Origin of the sequence: Massilia sp. LMS1-1-1.1, from assembly GCF_040815535.1 — a bacterium.
GTDB classification, from domain to species: Bacteria; Pseudomonadota; Gammaproteobacteria; order Burkholderiales; family Burkholderiaceae_D; genus Janthinobacterium; species Janthinobacterium aestuarii.
The window spans coordinates 87655-108718 of the sequence record NZ_JBFPNG010000012.1 but is presented as its reverse complement, the minus strand read 5'-3'; the positions used below and the strand labels follow the sequence as shown (position 1 = coordinate 108718).

Here is a 21064-nt window from a genome sequence, read left to right as displayed (position 1 = left end):
AACGCAATTGATCCGCCGTCCCGCCCCTCTACACTGTCCTGTCTGGTCAGCATGGAGCGGCGATGGCGTATCCCAAACTTCCCTACACCAGCGGCAAGAGTAGCGCCCTGCTCCATTGCGGCCGCCTCAACGACGCCATCGTGCGCATCCGCCCCGAGCTGCCCGGCAACGTCATCGTCATCCATGGCGTGAACGACGTCGGCACCAGCTTTGGCGCCGTGGAAAAGGGACTCTGCCAGGGACTCGACCCACGCCCCTTGCAGCACCGCATCCCCGAATACGGCGCCGGCATGTTCGGCTCGGGCCAGCGCGATCAGGTGGAAAAGGCCTTGAACCTGGGCAAGGAAGCGGGCGACCAATGCAAAATCGACCGCGTCTCGCGCCATCCGGGTGGCGGCGGCAAGCTGCTTGTGAACCGCGAAGAAACCCCGAACGAGGCGCGCAAGCGCTGGCAGAACGAGGTCAGCCCCAAATCGTTCCACGGGGCCATTATCGGCAATGCGGAAAATCATCGCAACGTGACGGCATATGACGTGGCCATCGGTGGCGGGAAGGCCAGCAGCGATCCGAATTTTTATCGGTACTTGTGTGCGGTGGCGGATTGGCGGCTGCAAAACGACAAAAAAAATCCTATAAGAGAGTCCATCCTGAGATGGGAGGATTTCATGAAAAAATTTACAATCTATTGGACGGCAGAACCTCTACAACGCAAGCAAATCATTGAAGGTAATGCCCATTATTACAGTTCGGGAGAGTTATCGGCCTTTGTGCCCGCATTGCAAGCAGGCCTGCCGTCTACCGTCGTTTGTGAAACAGTGAATGGCAGGCGTACCGAATCGGTCGTCACACCGGTCGTTCACAAGCCAAGCGACGATATCCCAAAATGAAAAGCTCATTTCCACGCTTGCGATATCGACTCGGTGCAGCCCTCATCGTGTTGGCACTGCTCGGGTCTCTGTTGATCAGCCCATCACTTTTCTTATTGGAGTCCACGATGAGCAGCAAAATATGGAAGCACCTGCAATGGCTCTTGCTGATTCCACCCATTGTAGCGGCCACATTGCTCGGTTCTCGCTGGCTGCATTCGTCCAAGCCTGCGGCCGTCGCAAAGCTGCAAGTACAGCACGCGATACCCAGTGAACAGGAGAAACGGGAATATGTGCTGGAAGTTATCGGCCTCGGCGTCACCCTGGACAAGTATCGCCAGGGCAAGCTGTGGGAAGCGCTGCAAAAGGGAAATGCCTATGCCAGCATCCGCGAACAGGACAAGGAAAAATACACCTGGGATGCCATGCAAAGAGCTGGGATAGCAGGTGGCCGCGGTGGTGACACTCTGGAAAATGGGGCGAGGGATACTCCCATGTATTTCGGTGTTCCCGTCTTTAACGCGGAACCACCGATCTTTAATTCGCGCATGCTGGATCGCCCAGATTCGCCAGCCATAGGCCTGGCCGGTGGCGCCACGTCATCCGGTATGCACTGGCACTTGTTTGCCTCCGGCCCGCGCCGCCTCAGCGAACACCCAGACCGCATACTGGAAGACATATTCGCCTTTTTTGATGCCCATCCCGACGTGCCTTACATCGTGCTCAATTCAGAAGACAGCATGCCCACGCGCGATCTGTACAGCCCAGACAACTCGCCACCGCTCACAAGAGACGGCCGCTACATCCCCGAAATGCCCGACGCCTCCGCCCTGTTCGTCCTGGCCCGCCGTGATCGCATCGATGCTGTGCGGAAGTTTGCGTATGACGATGCCCCGCCCGAGGACAGCGTCGATGACTTGAATACCTACGGCGTAGCGCGGCGGCTGTATCTGGCGTACTACGATTTGATGGGAACCGTGCCGCAAGCACGCCTGGAAACCGATCCGACAGCCACCACCCGGCGCCAGCCCAGCATCGCCGAATGGCTCCCCGTCGCCGCGCAATTCGCGCAGCGCCCCGACATCCGCGGCACGGGCAGCTTCAGCATGGTCGCCAGGCTCCAGCACAAGACCTACCAACCACCCAAAGACTGGCAACCCACGCCCTGGTTTCCCGTGCCGTTCAACAAGGAGCAGCTGGCGCAGCTGGACCGCCTGCCGACCTTCGGCTTCATCCACCGGCCCACATTCGTCAGGATGGTCGACAAGGATGGCAAGCCGCTCACACGGCGCGATCAGCGCGAGCAAGCGTTGCAGACGGGCTGGCAGCAAGCCTTGCGCAGCTTGCCGGAAGCCGAGCGTCCCGCCGCGCCGGCGCGCCTGGTCGCCGCCACCGGTGGCAATCAGGCGCAGCTGCTCGCATTGCACAAGACCGTGCTGAAACATGCGGAAAATGGCGGCACGGAACTCGACAGCGGCAACACGGCGCAATGGATAGACACGGACCAGCGCCTGGGCAATACGGGCGCGGCCACCCTGTTCGTGCAGATGGCCATCGGCGTGATGGGCAGCTACCGCGATGGCGGCGTCAGCGCTGTGGTGAACCTGCGCAATCAGGAAGAAGCAACCATCGTGCTGGTCAGCCCGCCGTCGGATGAAAAGCGCCGCACGCAAAAGCATCCGCATGGCGGCGATGTGTTGCGGCACCACGTCACGCCAGCCATCGACCCGGCGAATTATCCGGCGAACTGACCGCTAAAGTCTGACAAATCCTGCTGGCATGCATGGATGACCATGCCACAGGACACCTGGAACATAGTCGAACCCTGCTGCGGCCGTGCGCAATTTCAGTGCATTTACTGCAATACGCAACCGGCCTGCTCCCCTCCAGATAGCCGGCTCACAAATAGGAATGATTTTCATTTACTATTGACCGACGGTCAGTCGACAAATATAATCGGTTTTCCTACACTCAGCTCCACACCAAAATTGACCATGGATCTCGACCGACGTCCCCTTTCCAGCACCAACAAAAGTCGCCTCCTTGCCCGCCGTTGCACCACGCTCACTGCGGCTCTGCTATGCATGGGCCACGGCGCAGCCCATGCCAATGATGTCATTGCCCACGTCGCGCAAGAAGTCCCGGGCGCGGATCGTTTGCCGGATATCCCGACGCTGCCGGCTATCACCGTCACCGCAGACTATGCGAAGCCTGATGCGAATGGCGTGACGCGCGGCTATGTTGCCGAACAGTCGAGCACAGGCAGCAAGACGCAAACAGCCATATTGGAAACGCCGCAATCGGTGTCGGTGGTCACCCGCCAGCAGATGGACATACAGCAACCGCTGAGTACCAGCCAGGCATTGCGCTATACGTCTGGCGCAAGCGGCGAGAAATACGGTGGCTTCGGCGGCCATCTGGATCTGACCAGAATTCGCGGCATCGATGCTGATTATTATCTCGATGGATTGCGCATCATCAGCAATACCGGCAGCTGGACGCCGCAGGTGGATCCCTACACTCTGGAACGGGTGGAAGTCTTGCGCGGGCCATCCTCTTCGGTATATGGACAAGGAACGGGCGGCGGCATTATCAATCAGGTCAGCCGCAAGCCGCAGGGCGTCGCCGCGCACGAAGTAAGCGTGCAGATCGGAAACTTCGGACGCAAACAGGCCGGCATCGACACGACGGGGCCCGTCAACGGCGCCCTGTCCTACCGCCTCACCGCTACCGGGCTGGACACCAACGCGCAGGTCGAGGACATGCGCCACCGGCGCCTGTATCTCGCGCCCTCCCTGAGCTGGCGCCCCGGCAACGCCACATCGTGGACGGTCATGGCGACGCATGTGCGGGAGCCGGATATCGGCAATTACAACAGCTTGCCAGCGGCCGCATTGGGACTCGGGAACAGTGCCTACCCGCAGGTCAATCACAACAGGAATTACACCGATATCAACTTCGCCGGCAGTTCCCGCAGCCAAGATTCGCTCAGCTCGCTGTTCGAGCACACGTTCGGCAATGGCTGGACATTCACCAGCAAGCTGCGCTACATGTACATCAATGCCCCTTTGCAGCGCAGCGCCGTATACGGCTATGTGGATGTCGCCGGCAAGATGCTGCTCAAGGGCACTTATGAACAGGCGCCCGGCAGTTCGAATACGTTCTCGGTGGACACCCACGTGAGCGGAAACATCGTGCTGGGGCCCACCCTGCACACGGTATTGCTGGGTATCGATCACGCACGGGGAACGGTGCGCAATGCCTATGACAGCGATGGCCCCGTGCTGTTCGATCCTTACGCTACCAACTACCGTCCGGATATCACGCCGGATTTCACCGCCAGCCGCACACAGTCGCCGTACAAGGTCACGCAGCAATTCGAGCGTGTCGGCATGTATGCGCAGGACCAAATGGCATACGGCCATTGGCGCCTCACCTTGAGCGCCCGGCACGACCGTTCCCGGACCGACGAGCAGACGCAAAGCTATTCGCCGGTCATCAAAAACACCCGGCAGGATGACGGGAAATGGAGCAGCCGGACGGGACTCAGCTACCAGTTCGATACGGGTATCGCCCCTTACATCAGCCATGCCACCTCGTTCGATCCCTTGCTCGGCAGCGATTACAAGGGCACGGCCTTCGAGCCGGTGGAAACCAGGCAATCTGAAATGGGCATCAAATATCACCCTGCCAATTCCGCTACCCAGATCAGCGCGGCGCTCTTCCAGCTCAAGCAGACCAACGTCAAGACCAGCGATGCCGATCATCTCGGCTTTAACACGCAGGCGGGCGAAGTGCGTACGCGCGGTGCCGATTTCCAGGCGACCACTGAAATCATCCGCAATCTCAACCTGATCGCCAGCCACACTTACCTCGACAATACGCTGCTCAGGGACGCGCGCTATCAAGGCAAAAGCCTGGTCCAGACGCCAAAGCACAGCGCTTCGGCGTGGCTGGACTATCTGGTCGGCAGCGGCCCCCTGCGTGGCCTGCGCGGCGGCATCGGGGTGCGTCATCTCGGCGCCACCTGGGGCGACCCGGCCAATACTTTCAAGGTGCCTGGTGTGACATTGGCCGACCTCGCACTGCAATATGACCTTGGCGTCCTTTCCGCCCCATTGCGGGGAGCGACGCTTGCACTCAACGTCAGCAATCTCGGCAACAAGCAATATGTGGCAAGCTGCACGTCGCGGCTGTACTGCTTCATTGGCCAGGACCGCACGGCGGTCGCCACACTCGGCTATCGATGGTGAGCGCCATGACTGACGACGCTATCTCGCGGCGCTCACTGCTGCGCTGCGGCCTGGCTGGCGCCTTGCTGCTTGCCAGCCCAGGTTTGCACGCGGGGCAACGGCCACCGTTGCTGCTCAGGGATATTGCAGAGCGCACGGTGCGCATAGTCCGGCCGGTCAAACGCATCCTGCTCGGCGACGGTCCGCTGGCCTACGTGGTGGCGCTGCTGCAGCCCGGCCGGCCGTTTGCCAATGTCGTCGGCTGGGGCAACAACTTCCGCGCGGCCGATCTCGATGGCTATCAAGCCTATTTACGCCGTTTTCCCGAGATCTCGACGATTCCCGCTTTCCCCAGCACGACGCTCGATTCCATCGGCAGCGAACTGGCGATCTCGATGGAGCCGGACGTGGTCGTGCTCAATCTGAGTTCGCGCACGGCGGCAGAATCGTCCGGCCTGATGGCGCGGCTGGCGCAGGTCGGCATTCCCGTGGTTTTCGTCGATTTTCGCACCCGCATGTTCGGCAATACCGCAGCCAGCATCGAGGTGATGGGACAGCTTCTCGAACAGCCCGCAAGAGCGGCGGCCTTCCTGCGGTTTCGGCGGCAGCAGATAGAACGGGTGACCGGCCCGCTACGCGGCATCCGTGCAAGGCCGAGCGTGATGGTCGAACGCGCCGCCGGCCTGTATGACGACTGCTGCCTGACGTATGGCAACGGCAACTTCGGCGAACTCGTCGCAGCCGCTGGCGGCATCAACCTGGGCACGCGCTTTCTGCACGGCGCATTCGGCACCCTGCATCCAGAGCAGGTAATCGCTTCCGATCCTGACGTCGTCCTGGTTACCGGCGCTAACTGGTCCCTCTACTCGCCTGCCGGCGACTGGGTCAACCTCGGCCCCGGCGCCGATCCGCTGCAAGGCCAGGCCCGCCTGCAGCGGCTGATGCGCCGCCCCGCCTACCGCGCCTTGTCCGCCGTCAAGGCGCGGCAGGTGCATGCGATCTGGCATCCGTTCTACGACAACCCCTGCTACTTCATCGCGCTGCAGCGCATCGCCAAATGGCTGCACCCGGATCTGTTTGCCACACTGGACCCGGAGGCGACCTTTCGCGAACTGCATGCGCGATTTCTGCCAGTTCCGTATCAACCCGGCTACTGGCTCAGCCTTGATGGATCAGCGACATGAACAAACCCCACCCCGTCACGTCGTCCAGCGCACTGCTCCAGGGCCGGCAGCTGTACGCCCAACTGACGCAGCGGCGCCGTATCCTGCTTGGCGCAATCGGGACCCTGACCCTCGCCTGTTTCATGCTCGACCTGTGCTTCGGCCAGGCGCACTACAGCCCGCTCACCGTGTTGTCCGCCTTCTGGCAAGCGGATGCCGCGCTTGCTGTCAAAGTCATTCTGTGGGACATCCGCTTGCCGGTGGCGTTGTCGGCACTGGTCGTTGGCGCCAGCCTCGCCGTGGCCGGCCTGGAGATGCAAACGGTATTGAACAATCCCCTCGCCAGTCCGTTCACGCTGGGGCTGTCGGCAGCGGCCAGCTTTGGCGCGGCGCTGGGACTGATCCTGGGTGTGAGCGTGCTGCCGGCATCGGCGGTGGCCTTCGCCGTTCCCGTCAACGCCTTCCTGGTGTCGATGGCGGCGGCCTTGTTCATCCATCGCCTGAGCCAGAAACGCGGCATTACGACCGAAATGATTGTATTGCTGGGCACCACCCTGGTGTTTACGTTCACGGCACTGCTGGAGGCGCTGCAGTATGTTGCACCGGACCAGGCACTCTCTGCCGTCGTGTTCTGGACCATGGGCAGCCTGTCGCGTGCCAGCTGGCTCAAGCTTGGCATCATGAGCGCCGTCCTGGCCGCCGTCTCGCTGGCCTTTGCCCGCCAGGCCTGGGCGCTGACCGCCTTGCGGCTGGGCGAAGCGCGGGCCGCCAGCCTTGGCATCCCCGTTGCCCGGCTGCGGCTGCAAGGCATTTTGCTGGGCAGCCTGCTCGCTTCCGTCTGCGTCTCCTTTGTCGGCACCATCGGCTTCGTCGGCCTGGTCGGACCGCATATCGCACGCATGCTGGTGGGTGAAGACCAGCGTTTCCTGCTGCCCACTTCGGCGCTATGCGGCGCGCTGATGCTGTCGGCAGCATCGGTCTTGAGCAAAACCCTGGTGACGGGACAGACCCTCCCTATCGGCATCGTCACGTCGCTGGTCGGCGTGCCGCTGTTTTTCGCACTGATCCTGCGCGCGAGGCCACGATGAAAAACCTGCTGGAAGTCACGCGCGTGTGCGTCCGCTTCGGCCACCGCAGCATATTGAAGGATGTGAGCTTTGGCCCGCTGGCCGCCGGCAGCATCACCGCATTGCTCGGTTCTAACGCTGCCGGAAAGTCCACCTTGCTGCGCCGTATCGCTGGCGAACTGTGCGGCACCGGCCACATCGAGGTACTCGGCATGCCGCTGGAAAGCTGGCCCGCCCACCATCCGAACCTGCCGGCGTATGTGCCGCAAGACATTTCCATGGGCTCGACGCTGCGGGTATTCGAAGCCGTGCTTCTGGCCAGCAAACAGCGCAGCGGCTGGTCCGTCAGCAGCGATGAGCTCGATGCCGTCACCGGCTTGCTGCGCACCCTCGAAATCGATGCGCTCGCCGGGCGCGAACTGGCCGCGCTCAGCGGGGGACAGCGCCAGCTGGTGTCGATCGCCCAGGCGCTGGTCCGCACACCGCGCGTGCTGCTGCTCGATGAACCCACCAGCGCGCTCGATCTGCAACATCAGCATGAAGTACTGCACCTGCTGCGGCGCCTGGCGCAAGAGCGCGGCATGTGCATCGTCATGGCCATCCACGACCTCAACCACGCCTTGCGCTTTGCCGACCACGTTGTCGTCCTTCACCAGGGACAGGTCGATGCCAGCGGCGCGCCGGCCGACGTCCTGACGCCAGCCTTGCTGCAGCGCGTGTATGGCGTGCAGGCGCGGCTGGAGAACTGTTCGCAAGGCTATCCCTTTCTGGTCGTCGACCAGTCCATCCGACAAACTGCCCACAGGAGTATCACCACGCCATGAAACAAGCCGACAAACAACTCATCCTGCTGGGCATGCCCAGCATCCACGCCGGTGCCTGGCGCTACCCGGGCGCGGAACCCGGATTCCATTCCAGCTTTGCGCACATGGCATGGTTTGCCCGCATGCTTGAGCAAGCCAGGTTCGACGGACTGTTCCTGCCCGATACGCTGGCCATGCGCGCGGCGCCACTGGAAGTCCTGGCGCGTGGCCACAGTGCGGTCACGCTCGATCCGCTCACGCTGCTGCCAGCCCTGGCAGCGGTAACCGAACACCTCGGTCTGATCGGCACGGCCAGCACCACCTACAACGAACCCTATATGCTGGCGCGCCGCCTGGCGTCGCTCGACCTGATCAGCACTGGCCGCGCCGGCTGGAATCTGGTGACGTCCAGCAATCCGAACGAAGCCGCCAATTTCGGTGCCGAACAACACATGGAGCATGCTGAGCGATACCGGCGCGCGCGTGAATTCGTGGATGTGATGGATGGCCTGTGGGACAGCTGGGAGCACGATGCCTTCACGCATGACGTGGAAAATGGCGTGTATTTCGATGCCGCCAAGCTGCATATCCTGAATCACCAGGGCGCGCATTTTGCCGTCAAGGGTCCGCTGAACATTGCCCGCCCGCCTCAGGGCCGGCCAGTGATCGTCCAGGCGGGAGCCTCCGAGGCCGGGCGCCAGATTGCTGCCGAGACCGCCGAACTGGTCTTCACCTATCAGACCGACCTGATCTCGGCGCGGTTATTCCATGCCGACATGCAATCGCGTGCCGCGGCGGCACACCGCACGCAGCGCCTCAAGATCATTCCCGCCGTGTTCGTGGTGCTCGGCGACAGCCTGGCACAGGCACAGGAAAAGCGGGCCGCCCTGGATCTGCTGGTCGATGCGCCCAGCAGCCTGGCGACCCTGTCGATTGCATTGGGACACGATATCTCCGGCTACGATCCGGCGGGCCAGTTACCTCCTATTCCAGACAGCAATGCCAGCAAGAGCGGACGCGACAGAGTGGTGCAACTGGCCCGGCGCGAGCAGCTGAGCATTGCCGCCCTGGCGCGGCGCATCTGCGGCTACCAGGGACTGGAAATGGTCGGGACGGCAAGCATGGTGGCCGAGCAAATGGAGCTGTGGCTCGACACAGGGGCGGCTGACGGCTTCAACGTCATGTTCTCCCACTTGCCGGGCGGCGTCACCGAGTTCGCCGAGCAAGTAGTTCCCCTGCTGCAGGCGCGCGGCCTGCTCAGGCAGGAGTACCGCGGGGCGACGTTCCGGGACAATCTTGGCTTGTGACCGTCAGCATGCGCAGACAGGCATCCGACAGGCTACGTGCAAAGGGCAGGCAGTCGCCGGTTTGCGCGGCAATGACGTCATCGGTGGCGCCATGCACGCCCGAATAGATCAGCAATGCAACGACTCTTGGCTGCTCGGGAGACCAGACACCGGCGGCCCGGCCGCCTTCGATGATCGCCAGCAACTGGTCAAGGATGGCATTTTTAGCCTGGTTGGAGCGATTGTGATGATGGTGGTTTGTATACACGATGTCGTGCGTGCGGTAGGTCTTGACGTAGGTATCGACATTGGCATGTATCCAGGCGCGCAGCCGCCCGGCCCAGTCATCCGCCGCGCAGCAGTCAAGCGCCGCTTCGACCGATGCCAGAAATTGCCCGGTATAGCGCTTGCCAAGCGCATCGAGCATGTCGTTCTTGGACGTGAAGTAATGATAGAAGGTGCCCTTGGCAACCTGTGCCGCCTCGACAATCTCATTGATCGTGGTCGCTTCCACGCCTTGTGCCAGGAACAGGCGTTCGGCCGCCGCCATCAGCTCGTCGAGCCGCACTTCCGCTGGCTTGGTGCGCGGACGCAGCGCGGGCCTGGACGGCATGTCTGCCGGAGGTGTTTTCACTTTCATCATGGCATTTCGCAAATTAGGCTAAGCCGGACAGTTTACTGGAAGGCGAAGCCGCAGTCTTCGAATATTCACATGCAGCATCAATCATGATCGCCGCTCATCCTGCCACAAGCAAAGGAATTACCATGTCACGTTCCCGTCGCCGTGCCGCGCTGGCTGCGGCCTACCTCGGCACATTTCTCGCCACGCTGGACATCAGCATCGTCAACGTTGCCTTGCCTACACTACAAACCGCACTGCAAACGGATATCGCGGGACTGCAATGGGTTGTCAACGCCTACGCCATCTGCCTGTCGGCATTCATGCTGTCTGCCGGACCGCTGGGCGACCGCTATGGCCACAAGCTCGCCTGGCTCGCTGGCGTCTTCCTGTTCACCATAGGCTCGGCCATCTGCGGCATGGCCAGCGCACTCGGCCCCCTGCTTGCCGGCCGGGCAGTCCAGGGCGTGGCCGGCGCCTTGCTGATCCCCGGCGCCATGCCCATCCTGGCGCATGCATTTCCGGAGCCGAAAGAGCGCGCCCATGCCATCGGCGGCTGGTCCGCCTTCACGGCACTGGCGCTGATCCTGGGACCGCTGCTCGGCGGCTTGCTGCTGCATGGCGCCGGCTGGCAAGCCATTTTCCTGATCAACCTTCCGCTGGGCCTGATCGCACTGGCACTGGGCCTGTGGGGCATTCCCGAGCGCAAGCATCCAGAACAAGCGGCACTCGATCCGCTCGGCCAGGTCCTGAGCGTGATCAGCCTGGGCGCCCTGACGTACGGCCTGATCGAAGCCGGCGAGCATGGCTTTACAGGCACCGTCCCGTTGACGGCCTTGCTGCTGGCGCTGGTCTGCCTGCTCCTGTTTGCGCTGGTGGAAACGCGCACCGCGCGTCCCTTGCTGCCGCTGGCGCTGTTCCGGCAGCGCACCTTCGCGATAGCCAACCTTGCGTCCTTCATTCTTGGCTTTGCGTATTACAGCAGCCTGTTTTTCTTTTCCATTTTCCTGCAGCAAATCCAGGGCTGGTCACCGGTGGAAACCGGATGGCGCATGATGCCCCAGTTCCTCATGACAGGCTGTATTTCGGTACTGTTCGGGCGGCTCAGCGCCAGCATCCCGGTGCGCCATCTGATGATAGCCGGCTATGGACTGACCGCGATTGCCATGTCGGCCATGGCTGTCTTCAGCGCGGACACGCCGTACTGGATCGTCGGCTCCCTGTTTGGCCTGCTGGGACTGGGTGCAGGACTTGCCGTGCCCGCCACCGGCCTGGTCGTCATGGGCACGGCGCCGGCAGAGCGCGCAGGCATGGCGTCAGCGACGATGAATGCCTTGCGCCAGACGGGAATGAGCGTCGGCATCGCTTTGCTCGGTACGCTATTGAGCAACAGGGCAATGCACGTGCTGGCCGATAGCGCCGCCAGTCAAGGCGTTGCCAATGCCACCGAAGTGGCGCGCCGGGCCGTGACCCAGCATCGGATGCCGGACGCGCCTGCCGGCTTCCTGCAGCTGTACACCACCGCCATGGAAAGTGGATTCCACCTGGCCATGCTGTGCGCCGGCCTGGCCTGCCTTCTTGCCATGGCCTTGCTGCTGACGCTGGGTTCTGCGGAGGAATGACTGTGCTTCATCCGTGTCCCCCAGGACCGCTCACTGCAGCGACGCCAGCGCATTTCCCCGCACCTGGAACGCCACCTGCGCCACCGTCTTGCCCGCATCGTCGACAAGCGCCAGCGCATGCTTGCCCGGCACGGGGCGCCAGCTGATGCTGTCAAGCGCCGCGCCCATATCCTTGCCGTCGAGCACCCAGCGCAAGGCGTGGCTGCCCTGGGCCTGGAAGAACACGCGCTGCAAGGCGGGCGGAATGTCGGGATCGATGGCGAGGATGCTGTCTTCGGCCGGATACACGATGGCAGGCGGCTTCACGGTGTCGCCCAAGACGGCGATGACGGGGCTTTCCGTGCCGGCGATAAACCATTCGCGGCGCGGCGCTTCGAGCGCGGGCTGGTAGGCCACCATCTGCTGCAATACGCCGGGCGGCGCTTTCGGGGCATGGCTGGGCACGTTCTTGTGCAGGTAATCCATGACGTCGCGCCACACGGGCGCGGCGCCCGTCACGCCCGACACGTCCCACATGGGCTTGCCATCGAAGTTACCCACCCATACACCCACCGTGTAGCGCGCCGAGTAGCCCATGCACCAGTTGTCGCGCATGTCCTTGCTCGTGCCCGTCTTGACGGCGCTCCAGAAATTTGTCCCCAGCTCGTTGCGCAAGCCAAACGTCATGCTGCGCGCGGCGCGGTCGGCCAGGATATCGCCGACGATGAAGGCGGCGCCCGGCTCCATCACACGGCGCCGGTCCTTGCCGGACTGCCCCGGCTGCAGGCTGGCCGTGCTGTACAAGCCGCCGTTGGCCAGCGCGCGGTAGGCGTTGGCCAGTTCCAGCAAGGTCACTTCGGACGAGCCCAGCGCCAGCGACGGGCCGTAGTACTCGGCCGGTTCCGTCAGGCTCGACAGGCCCACTTCCTTGAGACGGTTGTAAAAGCCGTCCTGCCCCGTCAGCAGCACCGTGCGCACGGCGGGAATGTTCAGGGAGCTGGCCAGGCTGGTGCGGGCGCTGACGTAACCCTTGAAATTGCGGTCGTAGTTTTGCGGCGCATACATGCCGGACGCCGTGGCGACGTCGAGCGGCGAGTCGTCCATGACGGACGCGGCCGTCATCAGCCGGCGCTCGATCGCCAGTTCATATAGAAATGGTTTTAATGTGGAACCGGCCTGTCGCAGGGCCGCCACGCCATCGACATGGCTGCCGCCCGCATTGCCGACATAGGCGAGAATGTCGCCGCTGCGGTTATCGAGCACGATGATCGCGCCATCGTTGACATTGCGCTCGCGCAAGGACGCCAGTTGCTGGCGCAGGTTTTCCTGCGCGAAGCGCTGCAAAGGACCATCGAGCGTGCTGGCGACCTGCGCACCGGGCTGCTTCAGCAACTGCTGCGCCACTTGCGGCGCCGGCGCCAGCTCCGCGGCCAGCGCATTGCGCTGCAGGGCCGTCTGCACGCGCTGGCCGATCAGCTGGCAGCTGCTATCCATGCGCCACTCTTTCGCCAGCGCGCAAGCGCGCCGCGTGACGGTGGCCGGCGGCGCGTTCGGCGCGCGCACGAGGCTGGCCAAAATGATGGCATCCGTCTGGTTCAGGCCGGACGGCGCCTTGCCGAACAGGCTGTACGAGGCGGACGCGATGCCCTGCAGCTCGCCGCGGAACGACACGAGGTTCAAATACGCTTCAAAAATCTGCGCCTTGCTCCAGCTATCCTCGATGGCTTGCGCGGCGCGCATCTGGTCCCACTTCTGGCGCAGGCTGCGTCCGCCCGAGGACGCCTGCAAGTCCGCATCGAGCTGGCCTGCCAGCTGCATGGTGATGGTCGAGGCGCCACGGGCTTTCTTGGAAAACAGGTTATCCCAGGCGGCCGTGGCCAGCGCGGACACATCCACGCCGCCATGCTGCATGAAACGCTGGTCTTCCGCCAGCAGCACGGCTTGCTGCACGGCCGGCGAGATATCGGTCAGCGGCACCCATGGCAAGCGCCGCACCTTCATGTCCACGCGCAACGATTGCAGCGGCGCGCCGCTACGGTCGAGCAACTGCGCTTCCGAACTGCGGTAGGCGGCCTGCACCTGGGCCGGCGTCAGGACCGCTTCGGCGAAGACCGGGCCAGCCAGCAGGCAGCCCATCAGTAAAACCTTGCCTTTCACTGCCCCACCTTCACATTCGCATTCGGCGACTCGCCAAACATCTCGGGCGAATACATGGCCTCGATGCGCGTGGCTGGCAGGCTGAAGTCGCCAGCATTGTTCAGGCGCACCGTGTATTCCACGCTCCAGTTACCCTTCGGCACAAACGCGTAATACGCGCGGAAGGCGTCGAAAGCGCGTTCCTCGAACGTGGGCCAGACCCAGCCCGTGGATTTTTCGCCGGCCGTCATCAGCTGCGAATCACGGCCCAGGCCGTTGCCCAGCACCGTGGCGCTGGCGGGGATCGGGTCGTCGACCACGACCCAGCTCATGTCCGCCTGCGCCGACAACTCCAGGCGCACGCGGTAGACGTCGCCGCGCGACCATGCGCCCGCCGTCTTCTGTTCCACCGGCGTCATGGTTTTCTTGATCGTGTAACCGCTGGACACAGGCGCCTTGAGCGGGATCGCCGCCAGGCTTTGCACGGTGGCCCACGGTTTGCCCGTGCCGCTGTGCGCCAGGCCCAGGGTATCCGTGCCCTTCGGCCACGCCTGCAGCACGGGGCCCACTTTCGCCGCACCGTTCCACACGAGCGCTTGCGTATCGCCGCCCAGCTTGACGGCGCTGGCGCCCGTCACGGGCGTGGATTCGAACTTGGCCGAGAACTTGTTGATGGCCAAGGTGCCCCAGGCGTTGGCTACCGTCGTATCCCAGCGGCCCTTCTTCTGGCGGCCCATGCTGCCACGCACGAGGCGGCCGATGTCGTCTTTCCACGCCGGGTTGTCCATCACGGCCAGCAGCAGCCGGTTGGCATTGACATCGCCCGAGACCATCAGCCACCACCAGTTATCCTTGCGCTCGGTGGAAAAGCCCATGGTTGTGCCCTGAAAATTCAGGCGCGAACGCAAAATCTGCTGCGCCTCGGCCAGCAGCGCATCGCGGCGCGCCAGGCTTGGCGTGCGTTGCAGCAACAGGTTCCAGTCGATGACGGCGGAAGTCGGCCACAGGTTCGGGTTGATGCTGATGCTTTCCAGCGCATCGGGCGGCACCTTGTTCGAACGCGACAACGCTTCCAGTGCGGCGAGCTTGCGCACGGCCAGGTCGGTCGTATCCAGCGCGGAACGGCGCACGATGCGGCCCTGCACGAAGGCCGTCAAGGCTGCTTCCATGCGGTTTTTCGTCTGTTCGGGAATCGCATAGCCCGCTTCTTTCGTTGCCGACAACACGTAGGCCGTCAAGCTGTCGCTGCCTTGTTCCATGATGGGGAAGTATTTCAGCATGCCATCGCCGTCCAGGTAGGCGGGCAGGCTGGCGGCCAGCTTGTTCCACGCTTCCTGGTCTTGCAGGGCGATGGCCTTCGACGTGTTTTGCTCGAAGCAGGTGTACGGATACGCGGCCATGTACTCGCGCACGCCAGGCAGTTCGCCGCCGAGCTTGGCGACAAAGCTGGTCTGGATGCCGCCCCGGCCCGGCAAGGCGCCGGCCGGCATTTGCACGGACATATTGATGGGCTTGTCGACTTGCTGCAAGGTGGCCTGGTACGTGCGCACGGGCGTGGCCTGGCCCACCTTTTGCGTGATTTTCAGTTTATCGGTATGGTTGCCTGCTTTCGCAGCCACCTCCCACACGACCGTTTGCGCGCCGAGCGGCACCTGGTAATCCCAGCCCGTTTCGCGCGCTTCGCCCGCCGCCAAGGTCAAGCTCTGGCGCGGCAAGGCCTTGCCGCCCGCGCTGGCGTTCAATTCCACATTCAGCGAGGCGGCCGAGGTGTTGCGCACGGTGAAGCCGGCGCGCAACTGATCGCCTTCGCGCACGAGGGTCGGCAAGCCCGACATCAGGATCAAGTCTTGCGAGCTGCGGATGTCCGTGCTGCCCGTGCCAAACAGTTCCTTGCCGGCACTGGCGATGGCGACGATGCGAAACGCCGTCAGCGAATCGTTGAGCGGCACTTGCACCGTGGCTTCGCCCTTGGCGTCGAGCTTGACGGTGCCCTTCCAGAACAGCAGGGTGTCGAACAGCTCGCGGCTGGCGCCCTTGCCGCCGCCACCGCCGGCCGGGAAGGCCTTGCGGCCGAAGTGGCGCTTGCCGATCACCTGCATCTGCGCCGTCGCCGTTTCCACCTGCAGGCTGCGCTGCGCCATCATGGTATCGAGCAATTTCCAGCTATCGTTGGGCATCAGTTCCAGCAGCCCCGTATCGACGGCCGCCAGCGCCACTTCGGCGCCGGCCGGCAACGGTTTACCGTCGGCGCGGCGCACGCGCACGGACACTTCCGCCTTGTCACGCGTCTTGTACACCTCCTTGTCGGACACGACCATGACGTTCAGTTCATGCGCCTGCCACCCCACGTTCAGCGGTGCAATGCCCATCTTGTAGGCCGGCTTGCCCAAGTCCACCAGGGCCGTCGGCTGCACGCCATCGACCCTGCCCCGCACGACAAACACGGACACATACACATTCGGTGCGTAGTTCGGTTTGACCGGGATATTCACCACCGGTTCCCGGCCATTGAGCTGGCGCACATAGGTATCGAGAATGCCTTCGCGCTCGACCGTGATCAGCGCCGTGCCCGAACGGAACGGCATGCGCACCTGCAAGCTTGCTTCCTGGCCCGGTTCATAGCGTTTCTTTTCAGGCAGCACGTCGATGCGGTCATTGTCGCTGGCGTTGAACCACCAGTCGCCGCTGCCGGCCACCCACGTTTCGCGGTTGGCGACAGCCGCGTTGCCGGCACTGTCCTGCGTGCTGGCGCGCAAAATCAGGTTGCCGCTGGCGGGCGCCTTCACGTCGCACATCAGCAAGCCCTTGCCATCCGTCTTGCCCGCGCATGCAGGGCCCAGCTTGACCACTTCGCTGCTGTTTTCATATGCATAGAAACCGCCGATCAGCCGCCGGCGGTGCGAATAGCTGTTGCGCTGGAAGAAATCGACGGCGACCGGGGCATTCGCCACGGGCTTGCCATTGGTGCCGAGCACGGCCACGGTAAACTTGAAGGCATCCTTGCTCAGGGCCCAGGCATCGGGCTTGATGCCGATCAGATAGTTTGACGGCCACAGCGGGACGCGCGTGGCAACGGAAGCCGTCTCGCCATTCGCATCCTGGAAGGCCATTTCCGCCACCAGGTCGCGCGGCGTGGACAGCTGCGGCAACTGGTCGATGACGATGCGCGCGCCGCCCGCCTTGTCCAGGGTCAAGCTTTGCGTGCGCGCGGCCGCCGCACCGGCGTCGGCACGCCCGCCATTGCCTTCGTCCTGCCACTCGCCTTCATCGTCGTCGTAGCCGGTGCCCTGCTTGACAAGACCTTCCTTCACGTCGCCATTGCTGAAGCTGTACTCGGGATAATCGGCAAACGTCACGCTCTTGTCTTGCAGCACCGTGCGCAGCTTGACGGGCGCGTTGGTGGCCGCGCCGCCGGCCAGATACGTGATTTGCGCATCGAGGGCCAACTGCCTGGCTTGCACGGCGGGCGCTTTCGGTCCCTGCAGCACGGCTTTCATGGTCGGTACGCGGAATGCCTCCACGCGGAAACTGCCGGAAGGACGGCCCGCCATCGTCACGCTGTATTCGCCTTGTTTGGCGTCGGCGGGAATGAGCCAGTCGTTTTCCGCCGTGCCGCTGGCCGACCAGCGCAGCGGCAATTGATAGTTCTGGTCGCTGCCCTGGTGCCTGATGACAACGGAGGTGGCGCTGCCGGGGCCGTTGTTCTTGTCGACCAGGCTCATGCCCTCGCCCGTGTGCTTGCGTATGAAATGCTTCATGTGCACGGTTTCTCCGGCGCGCAGCAAGGTGCGGTCAAATACCGTCGCCAGCAGGGTGTTGTCGGCGCGCGTGTCGTCCGTGGGCAAATTGAAACGCCACGCTTCGATGCCGCCCACCCAGTCCGACAGGGTGAACGTCATGTCGCCGCCGCTGCGCGCGCTGATAAAGTAGCGGCCATTGTTCTTGCAGCTGGAATTGGCCAGCTCGCCGGGGATGTGCGCCACGCCGTCCGCGCCCGTGGCGCCTTGCCACAGCAGCTTGCCGGCGCAGTCGCGCACGGCCACTTGCGCTTTCGCAACAGGCGCGCCCTTGTCGAGCGACGTCACCCACACGAGCGACGATTGCGCGCCATGCTTGAAGTGGGCCGCCAGATTCGTCACCAGCGCGGCCGTGCGGATATAGGCCGTCGTCGGTTTGCCCAACAACACTTTGCCGAGGATGGGGCTGGCCAGTTCGACCACGTAAAAGCCCGGTTTTTGCAGCGGAATGCCGATCACTTCAAAGGTTTTCTTGCCATCGGGGCGCGGCAGGCTGACGGGACGCGTGCCGGAGGCGCCCGCCAGCACGGATTTGCTCATGTTGCCCGCATATTGCGCGTAGGGCTGCCAGTATTCGCCCCCGTCGCCGTTGCCGGCCAGGCGCTGCATCCACTCGATGATGAACTTGTCGTCATTGTCGGGCACGCGCAAGGTGGCGCCCGTGGCGGCTGCGGATAGCTGGGCGATTTCCTTGCCCGACAGCACGGGTTCGATATTGCGCACCGTCACGGGCAGCAAGCCGTCGCCCTTCGCTTCGATGATGCCGAACGGGGCCGGGAATTTGAGCAGCGGCGGCTGTTCGCCCGTGCGCACCGTCATGGGGAAGCGCGCGCGATTGAGCAAGGCGCGGCCCGCGTCATCCGTCAGCTTCGGCGGCAGGCTCAAGACAAAACTCGATTGCACGGGGAAGGGGCCGTTGAAGGCGGCGCTGTACAGGAATTCCGCCTTTTCCTCCTCTTTTGAAATCGTCGGCGCATACGTCTTGCCGCCGCCTTTCAGGGTCATGGCCCGCACCAGCGATGCTTTCACGGGCGCGGAAAACTGCACGCGCATGGGCAGGAAGGGTATGCATTGCTCCTTCGGGTTGCTGCGCTCGCAGCTGAACTTGGCCGTGAAATCGGGACGCGTCTTGAACTGCAAGGTTTGCGCCTTCTCCGTGGCGATGCCGCTGGCGCTGGCGATGCCTTCGCCCCACACGAGCGACACCTTGGCGTTGGCGGGGAAGCTGCGCTTGCATTGCAGCACGGTGACGGGCAACGGCGGCGCGCCCTTGCTGGCCACGGGCATGCCCACTTTCCATACGACGCCCCGCTGTTTGAAGTACACGGTCAGATAGCGGTCGAGGAAACTCTTGCGCAGGGTCAATACCTGCTCCAGTTCCTTGCCTTTGAACACGCGCACGGGAATCTTTTCATTGATGCCATCGGCGCGGCAATACGCATTGGCGGCCACGCTGGCCTCGTTCGGCGTGGCGTCCAGGCCCAGCACGAATATCTGGTTTTCATCGATGTAGGGCTGGCCGTCATACGGTACGGCCTCGACGATGGCCGGGCCGCCCGTGGTGAAGCGGTAGGACGTCGTCCCCTGCAAAGCCTGGCCCGCCAGGTCCTTCAGCCCCGGCTTCAAGGTGAAGCTGCAGGCCACGCCGGCCGGCAAGTCGCGCTCGAAATCGAAGTTCCAGTTGCGCTCGTCGGCCCAGCGCCCCGCGCCCGCCACGACGGCAGGCTCGGCCTTGCCGCAATCGATGGCGAACGGCGCGGGCAAGCCCATGTCGCCGAACGGCACCATCGGCGTGGCGAACTGGGCCCGTACCTGGCGCACGGCCTTGACCGTGCCGCTCGGTGAAAACACGGACACGCCGCTATCGGCCCAGGCCGGCGCCGCCAGGCCCAGCGACAGCAGCAGGCACAAGGTGCCCAGTTTGCCAGGCAGCGGGGAAGAAAAAACACGGGGCAGGTCAGGCACGGGTGACTCCTTGATGAAAAGTGGCGGAGCTGGCTGCGGCGCGCAAAAGTTGCTTGGCGGAAGCCCGGAAAAGCAACAGAACGCGGCAGGAATACAACATCAATGTAATATTAGTTATCAAGCTCATCATTATTGCTAATATACAGTGGCATGCAGGTGACAAGCCGTACGATTGCCTCTTGCCGCGGCGCCAGGAAGTGGCCGTGCTTGTAAAAGTTTCACCTAGCAAATTAGTTTTTTTCAACACCAAAGCCCTTGTCGTGAATCCGCAACACCATTGATATACCGCAATGCTTTGTGCGCCAGCGCACCGACCACGCGAACCTGCAACCGTATTCTCTAGTCCAACAGCAGTGCATTTATCGCAAGAAAGCGCACCTGGAAGTGTGGTCTATCTCTAGCAATAGCACGTGTAGCAAGATGTCGTTTTGATGCCGTAGAGAAAATCTCTTATCAACGTTGGGAGTTACTTGTGAATAATCTAAAAAAAATCGCCGTTGCCGCCGCAGTCCTGTGCTCTGCCCTCGGCGCACAGGCCCAGGAAATCAATCCCTCCTGGTATATTCAACCTAGCATCAACGCACTCAAGCCAGATTCCGACTTTGCCACGGATAAAACCGGCTATGGCGCAGGCTTGCGTTTCGGTAAGCCTGTTTCCCAGGATTGGGATATCCAGCTGGGCACCACGTATGCCCGTTCCAAGGATGGCGGCCAGCGCTACCAGCAAAATACGCTGGGCGTAGACGGCCTGTACATGTTCTCGCGCAAAGCCTTCCGTCCCTTCCTGCTGGTCGGTGCCGGTATGCAACGCGATAAAGACACCAGCTTCGCCTTCGGTGAACGCAGCAAGAGCTCGCCATACGCCAGCGTGGGCCTGGGTTTCCAGTCCACGATCAACGATCAATTGTCGTTCCAGGCTGACGTGCGCAATGTGCACGGCTTCCTGCGCGGCAATACCTTCGACCCGAGCAGCAAGTCTAACAACTACTACGTCACCGTGGGTCTGAACTTCGCGTTCGACAAACCGCCTGCACCGCCGCCACCACCGCCACCACCGCCAGTGCGTGAAGAAGTCGTCGTCGTGCCGCCACCACCGCCGCCACCGCCGCCAGCACGCTTTGAAAAAGTGACGATGTCGGCAACGGAACTGTTCGCGTTCGACAGCGCCAAGCTGGGTCCGACACAGACCAAGCTCGACGAAATCGCCCGCGTGCTGACCGCAGCGCCGGACGTCAACAACGTCGTCATCAGTGGTTATGCCGACCGCATCGGTTCGCCCAAGTACAACCTGAAACTGTCGCAGCAGCGCGCTGATGCAGTCAAGGAATACCTGGTCGCCCACGGTGTTGCCGCCAACCGCCTGACGGCCGAAGGCAAGGGCTCCACGAATCCTGTCGTCACCTGCGACAACAAGAAACGTGCCGACCTGATCAAGTGCCTGGAACCAAACCGCCGCGTTGAAGTGGAGCAAATCACCATCGAACGCCGCGTGCAATAAGCTGAACAGTGGTACGCCACTTGTGAATTAA

Annotated in this window: 12 protein-coding genes; 9 read left to right on the top strand and 3 right to left on the bottom strand. The window is 62.9% G+C overall.

What is annotated here, in order from left to right:
* Positions 1-62: 62 nt before the first annotated feature.
* From MRBLMS1_RS10460 to MRBLMS1_RS10430, 7 genes are all read left to right on the top strand, one after another.
* Positions 63-887, top strand: a complete 825-nt coding sequence (locus MRBLMS1_RS10460) for an effector protein Tle3 domain-containing protein (RefSeq protein ID WP_485879364.1) — start codon at positions 63-65, stop codon at positions 885-887.
* A 107-nt stretch (positions 888-994) separates the two neighbouring features.
* Positions 995-2617: a type VI lipase adapter Tla3 domain-containing protein gene (locus MRBLMS1_RS10455; protein ID WP_485879363.1), complete on the top strand. Its 1623-nt coding sequence runs from the start codon at positions 995-997 to the stop codon at positions 2615-2617.
* 243 nt (positions 2618-2860) lie between these two features.
* Positions 2861-5119: a TonB-dependent siderophore receptor gene (locus MRBLMS1_RS10450; RefSeq protein WP_485879362.1), complete on the top strand. Its 2259-nt coding sequence runs from the start codon at positions 2861-2863 to the stop codon at positions 5117-5119.
* A 5-nt stretch (positions 5120-5124) separates the two neighbouring features.
* A complete protein-coding gene (locus MRBLMS1_RS10445; RefSeq protein ID WP_485879361.1) occupies positions 5125-6282 on the top strand; it encodes an ABC transporter substrate-binding protein in 1158 nt (385 codons plus the stop codon).
* On the top strand, positions 6279-7349 hold the full coding sequence (locus tag MRBLMS1_RS10440) for a FecCD family ABC transporter permease (RefSeq protein WP_485879360.1): 1071 nt from the start codon (positions 6279-6281) through the stop codon (positions 7347-7349). The genes MRBLMS1_RS10445 and MRBLMS1_RS10440 overlap by 4 nt, the downstream gene beginning before the upstream one ends.
* Positions 7346-8152 (top strand): ABC transporter ATP-binding protein, encoded by an 807-nt coding sequence (locus tag MRBLMS1_RS10435; protein ID WP_485879359.1) that lies wholly within the window; start codon positions 7346-7348, stop codon positions 8150-8152. The genes MRBLMS1_RS10440 and MRBLMS1_RS10435 overlap by 4 nt, the downstream gene beginning before the upstream one ends.
* Positions 8149-9438: an LLM class flavin-dependent oxidoreductase gene (locus tag MRBLMS1_RS10430; protein WP_485879358.1), complete on the top strand. Its 1290-nt coding sequence runs from the start codon at positions 8149-8151 to the stop codon at positions 9436-9438. The genes MRBLMS1_RS10435 and MRBLMS1_RS10430 overlap by 4 nt, the downstream gene beginning before the upstream one ends.
* Here the strand turns inward: MRBLMS1_RS10430 and MRBLMS1_RS10425 are convergent.
* Positions 9389-10060, bottom strand: a complete 672-nt coding sequence (locus MRBLMS1_RS10425; protein WP_485879357.1) for a TetR/AcrR family transcriptional regulator — start codon at positions 10058-10060, stop codon at positions 9389-9391. The two genes, MRBLMS1_RS10430 and MRBLMS1_RS10425, sit on opposite strands and share 50 nt — an antisense overlap.
* Before the next feature lie 122 nt (positions 10061-10182).
* Here MRBLMS1_RS10425 and MRBLMS1_RS10420 point away from each other — a divergent pair, with 122 nt between their 5' ends.
* Positions 10183-11658 (top strand): MFS transporter, encoded by a 1476-nt coding sequence (locus MRBLMS1_RS10420; RefSeq protein ID WP_128140014.1) that lies wholly within the window; start codon positions 10183-10185, stop codon positions 11656-11658.
* 30 nt (positions 11659-11688) lie between these two features.
* Here the strand turns inward: MRBLMS1_RS10420 and pbpC are convergent, their stop codons facing one another.
* Together pbpC and MRBLMS1_RS10410 are read right to left on the bottom strand one after the other, a co-directional pair.
* Complete coding sequence (pbpC, locus tag MRBLMS1_RS10415; RefSeq protein WP_485880064.1) at positions 11689-13773, bottom strand: penicillin-binding protein 1C; 2085 nt, start codon at positions 13771-13773, stop codon at positions 11689-11691.
* A 17-nt stretch (positions 13774-13790) separates the two neighbouring features.
* Entirely contained in the window at positions 13791-19535 is a 5745-nt protein-coding gene (locus MRBLMS1_RS10410) for an alpha-2-macroglobulin family protein (RefSeq protein WP_485879356.1), read from the bottom strand.
* A 472-nt stretch (positions 19536-20007) separates the two neighbouring features.
* On the opposite strand from MRBLMS1_RS10410, the gene MRBLMS1_RS10405 reads away from it, so the two are divergent.
* Complete coding sequence (locus MRBLMS1_RS10405; RefSeq protein ID WP_128140015.1) at positions 20008-21033, top strand: OmpA family protein; 1026 nt, start codon at positions 20008-20010, stop codon at positions 21031-21033.
* The last annotated feature ends 31 nt before the right edge of the window (positions 21034-21064 follow it).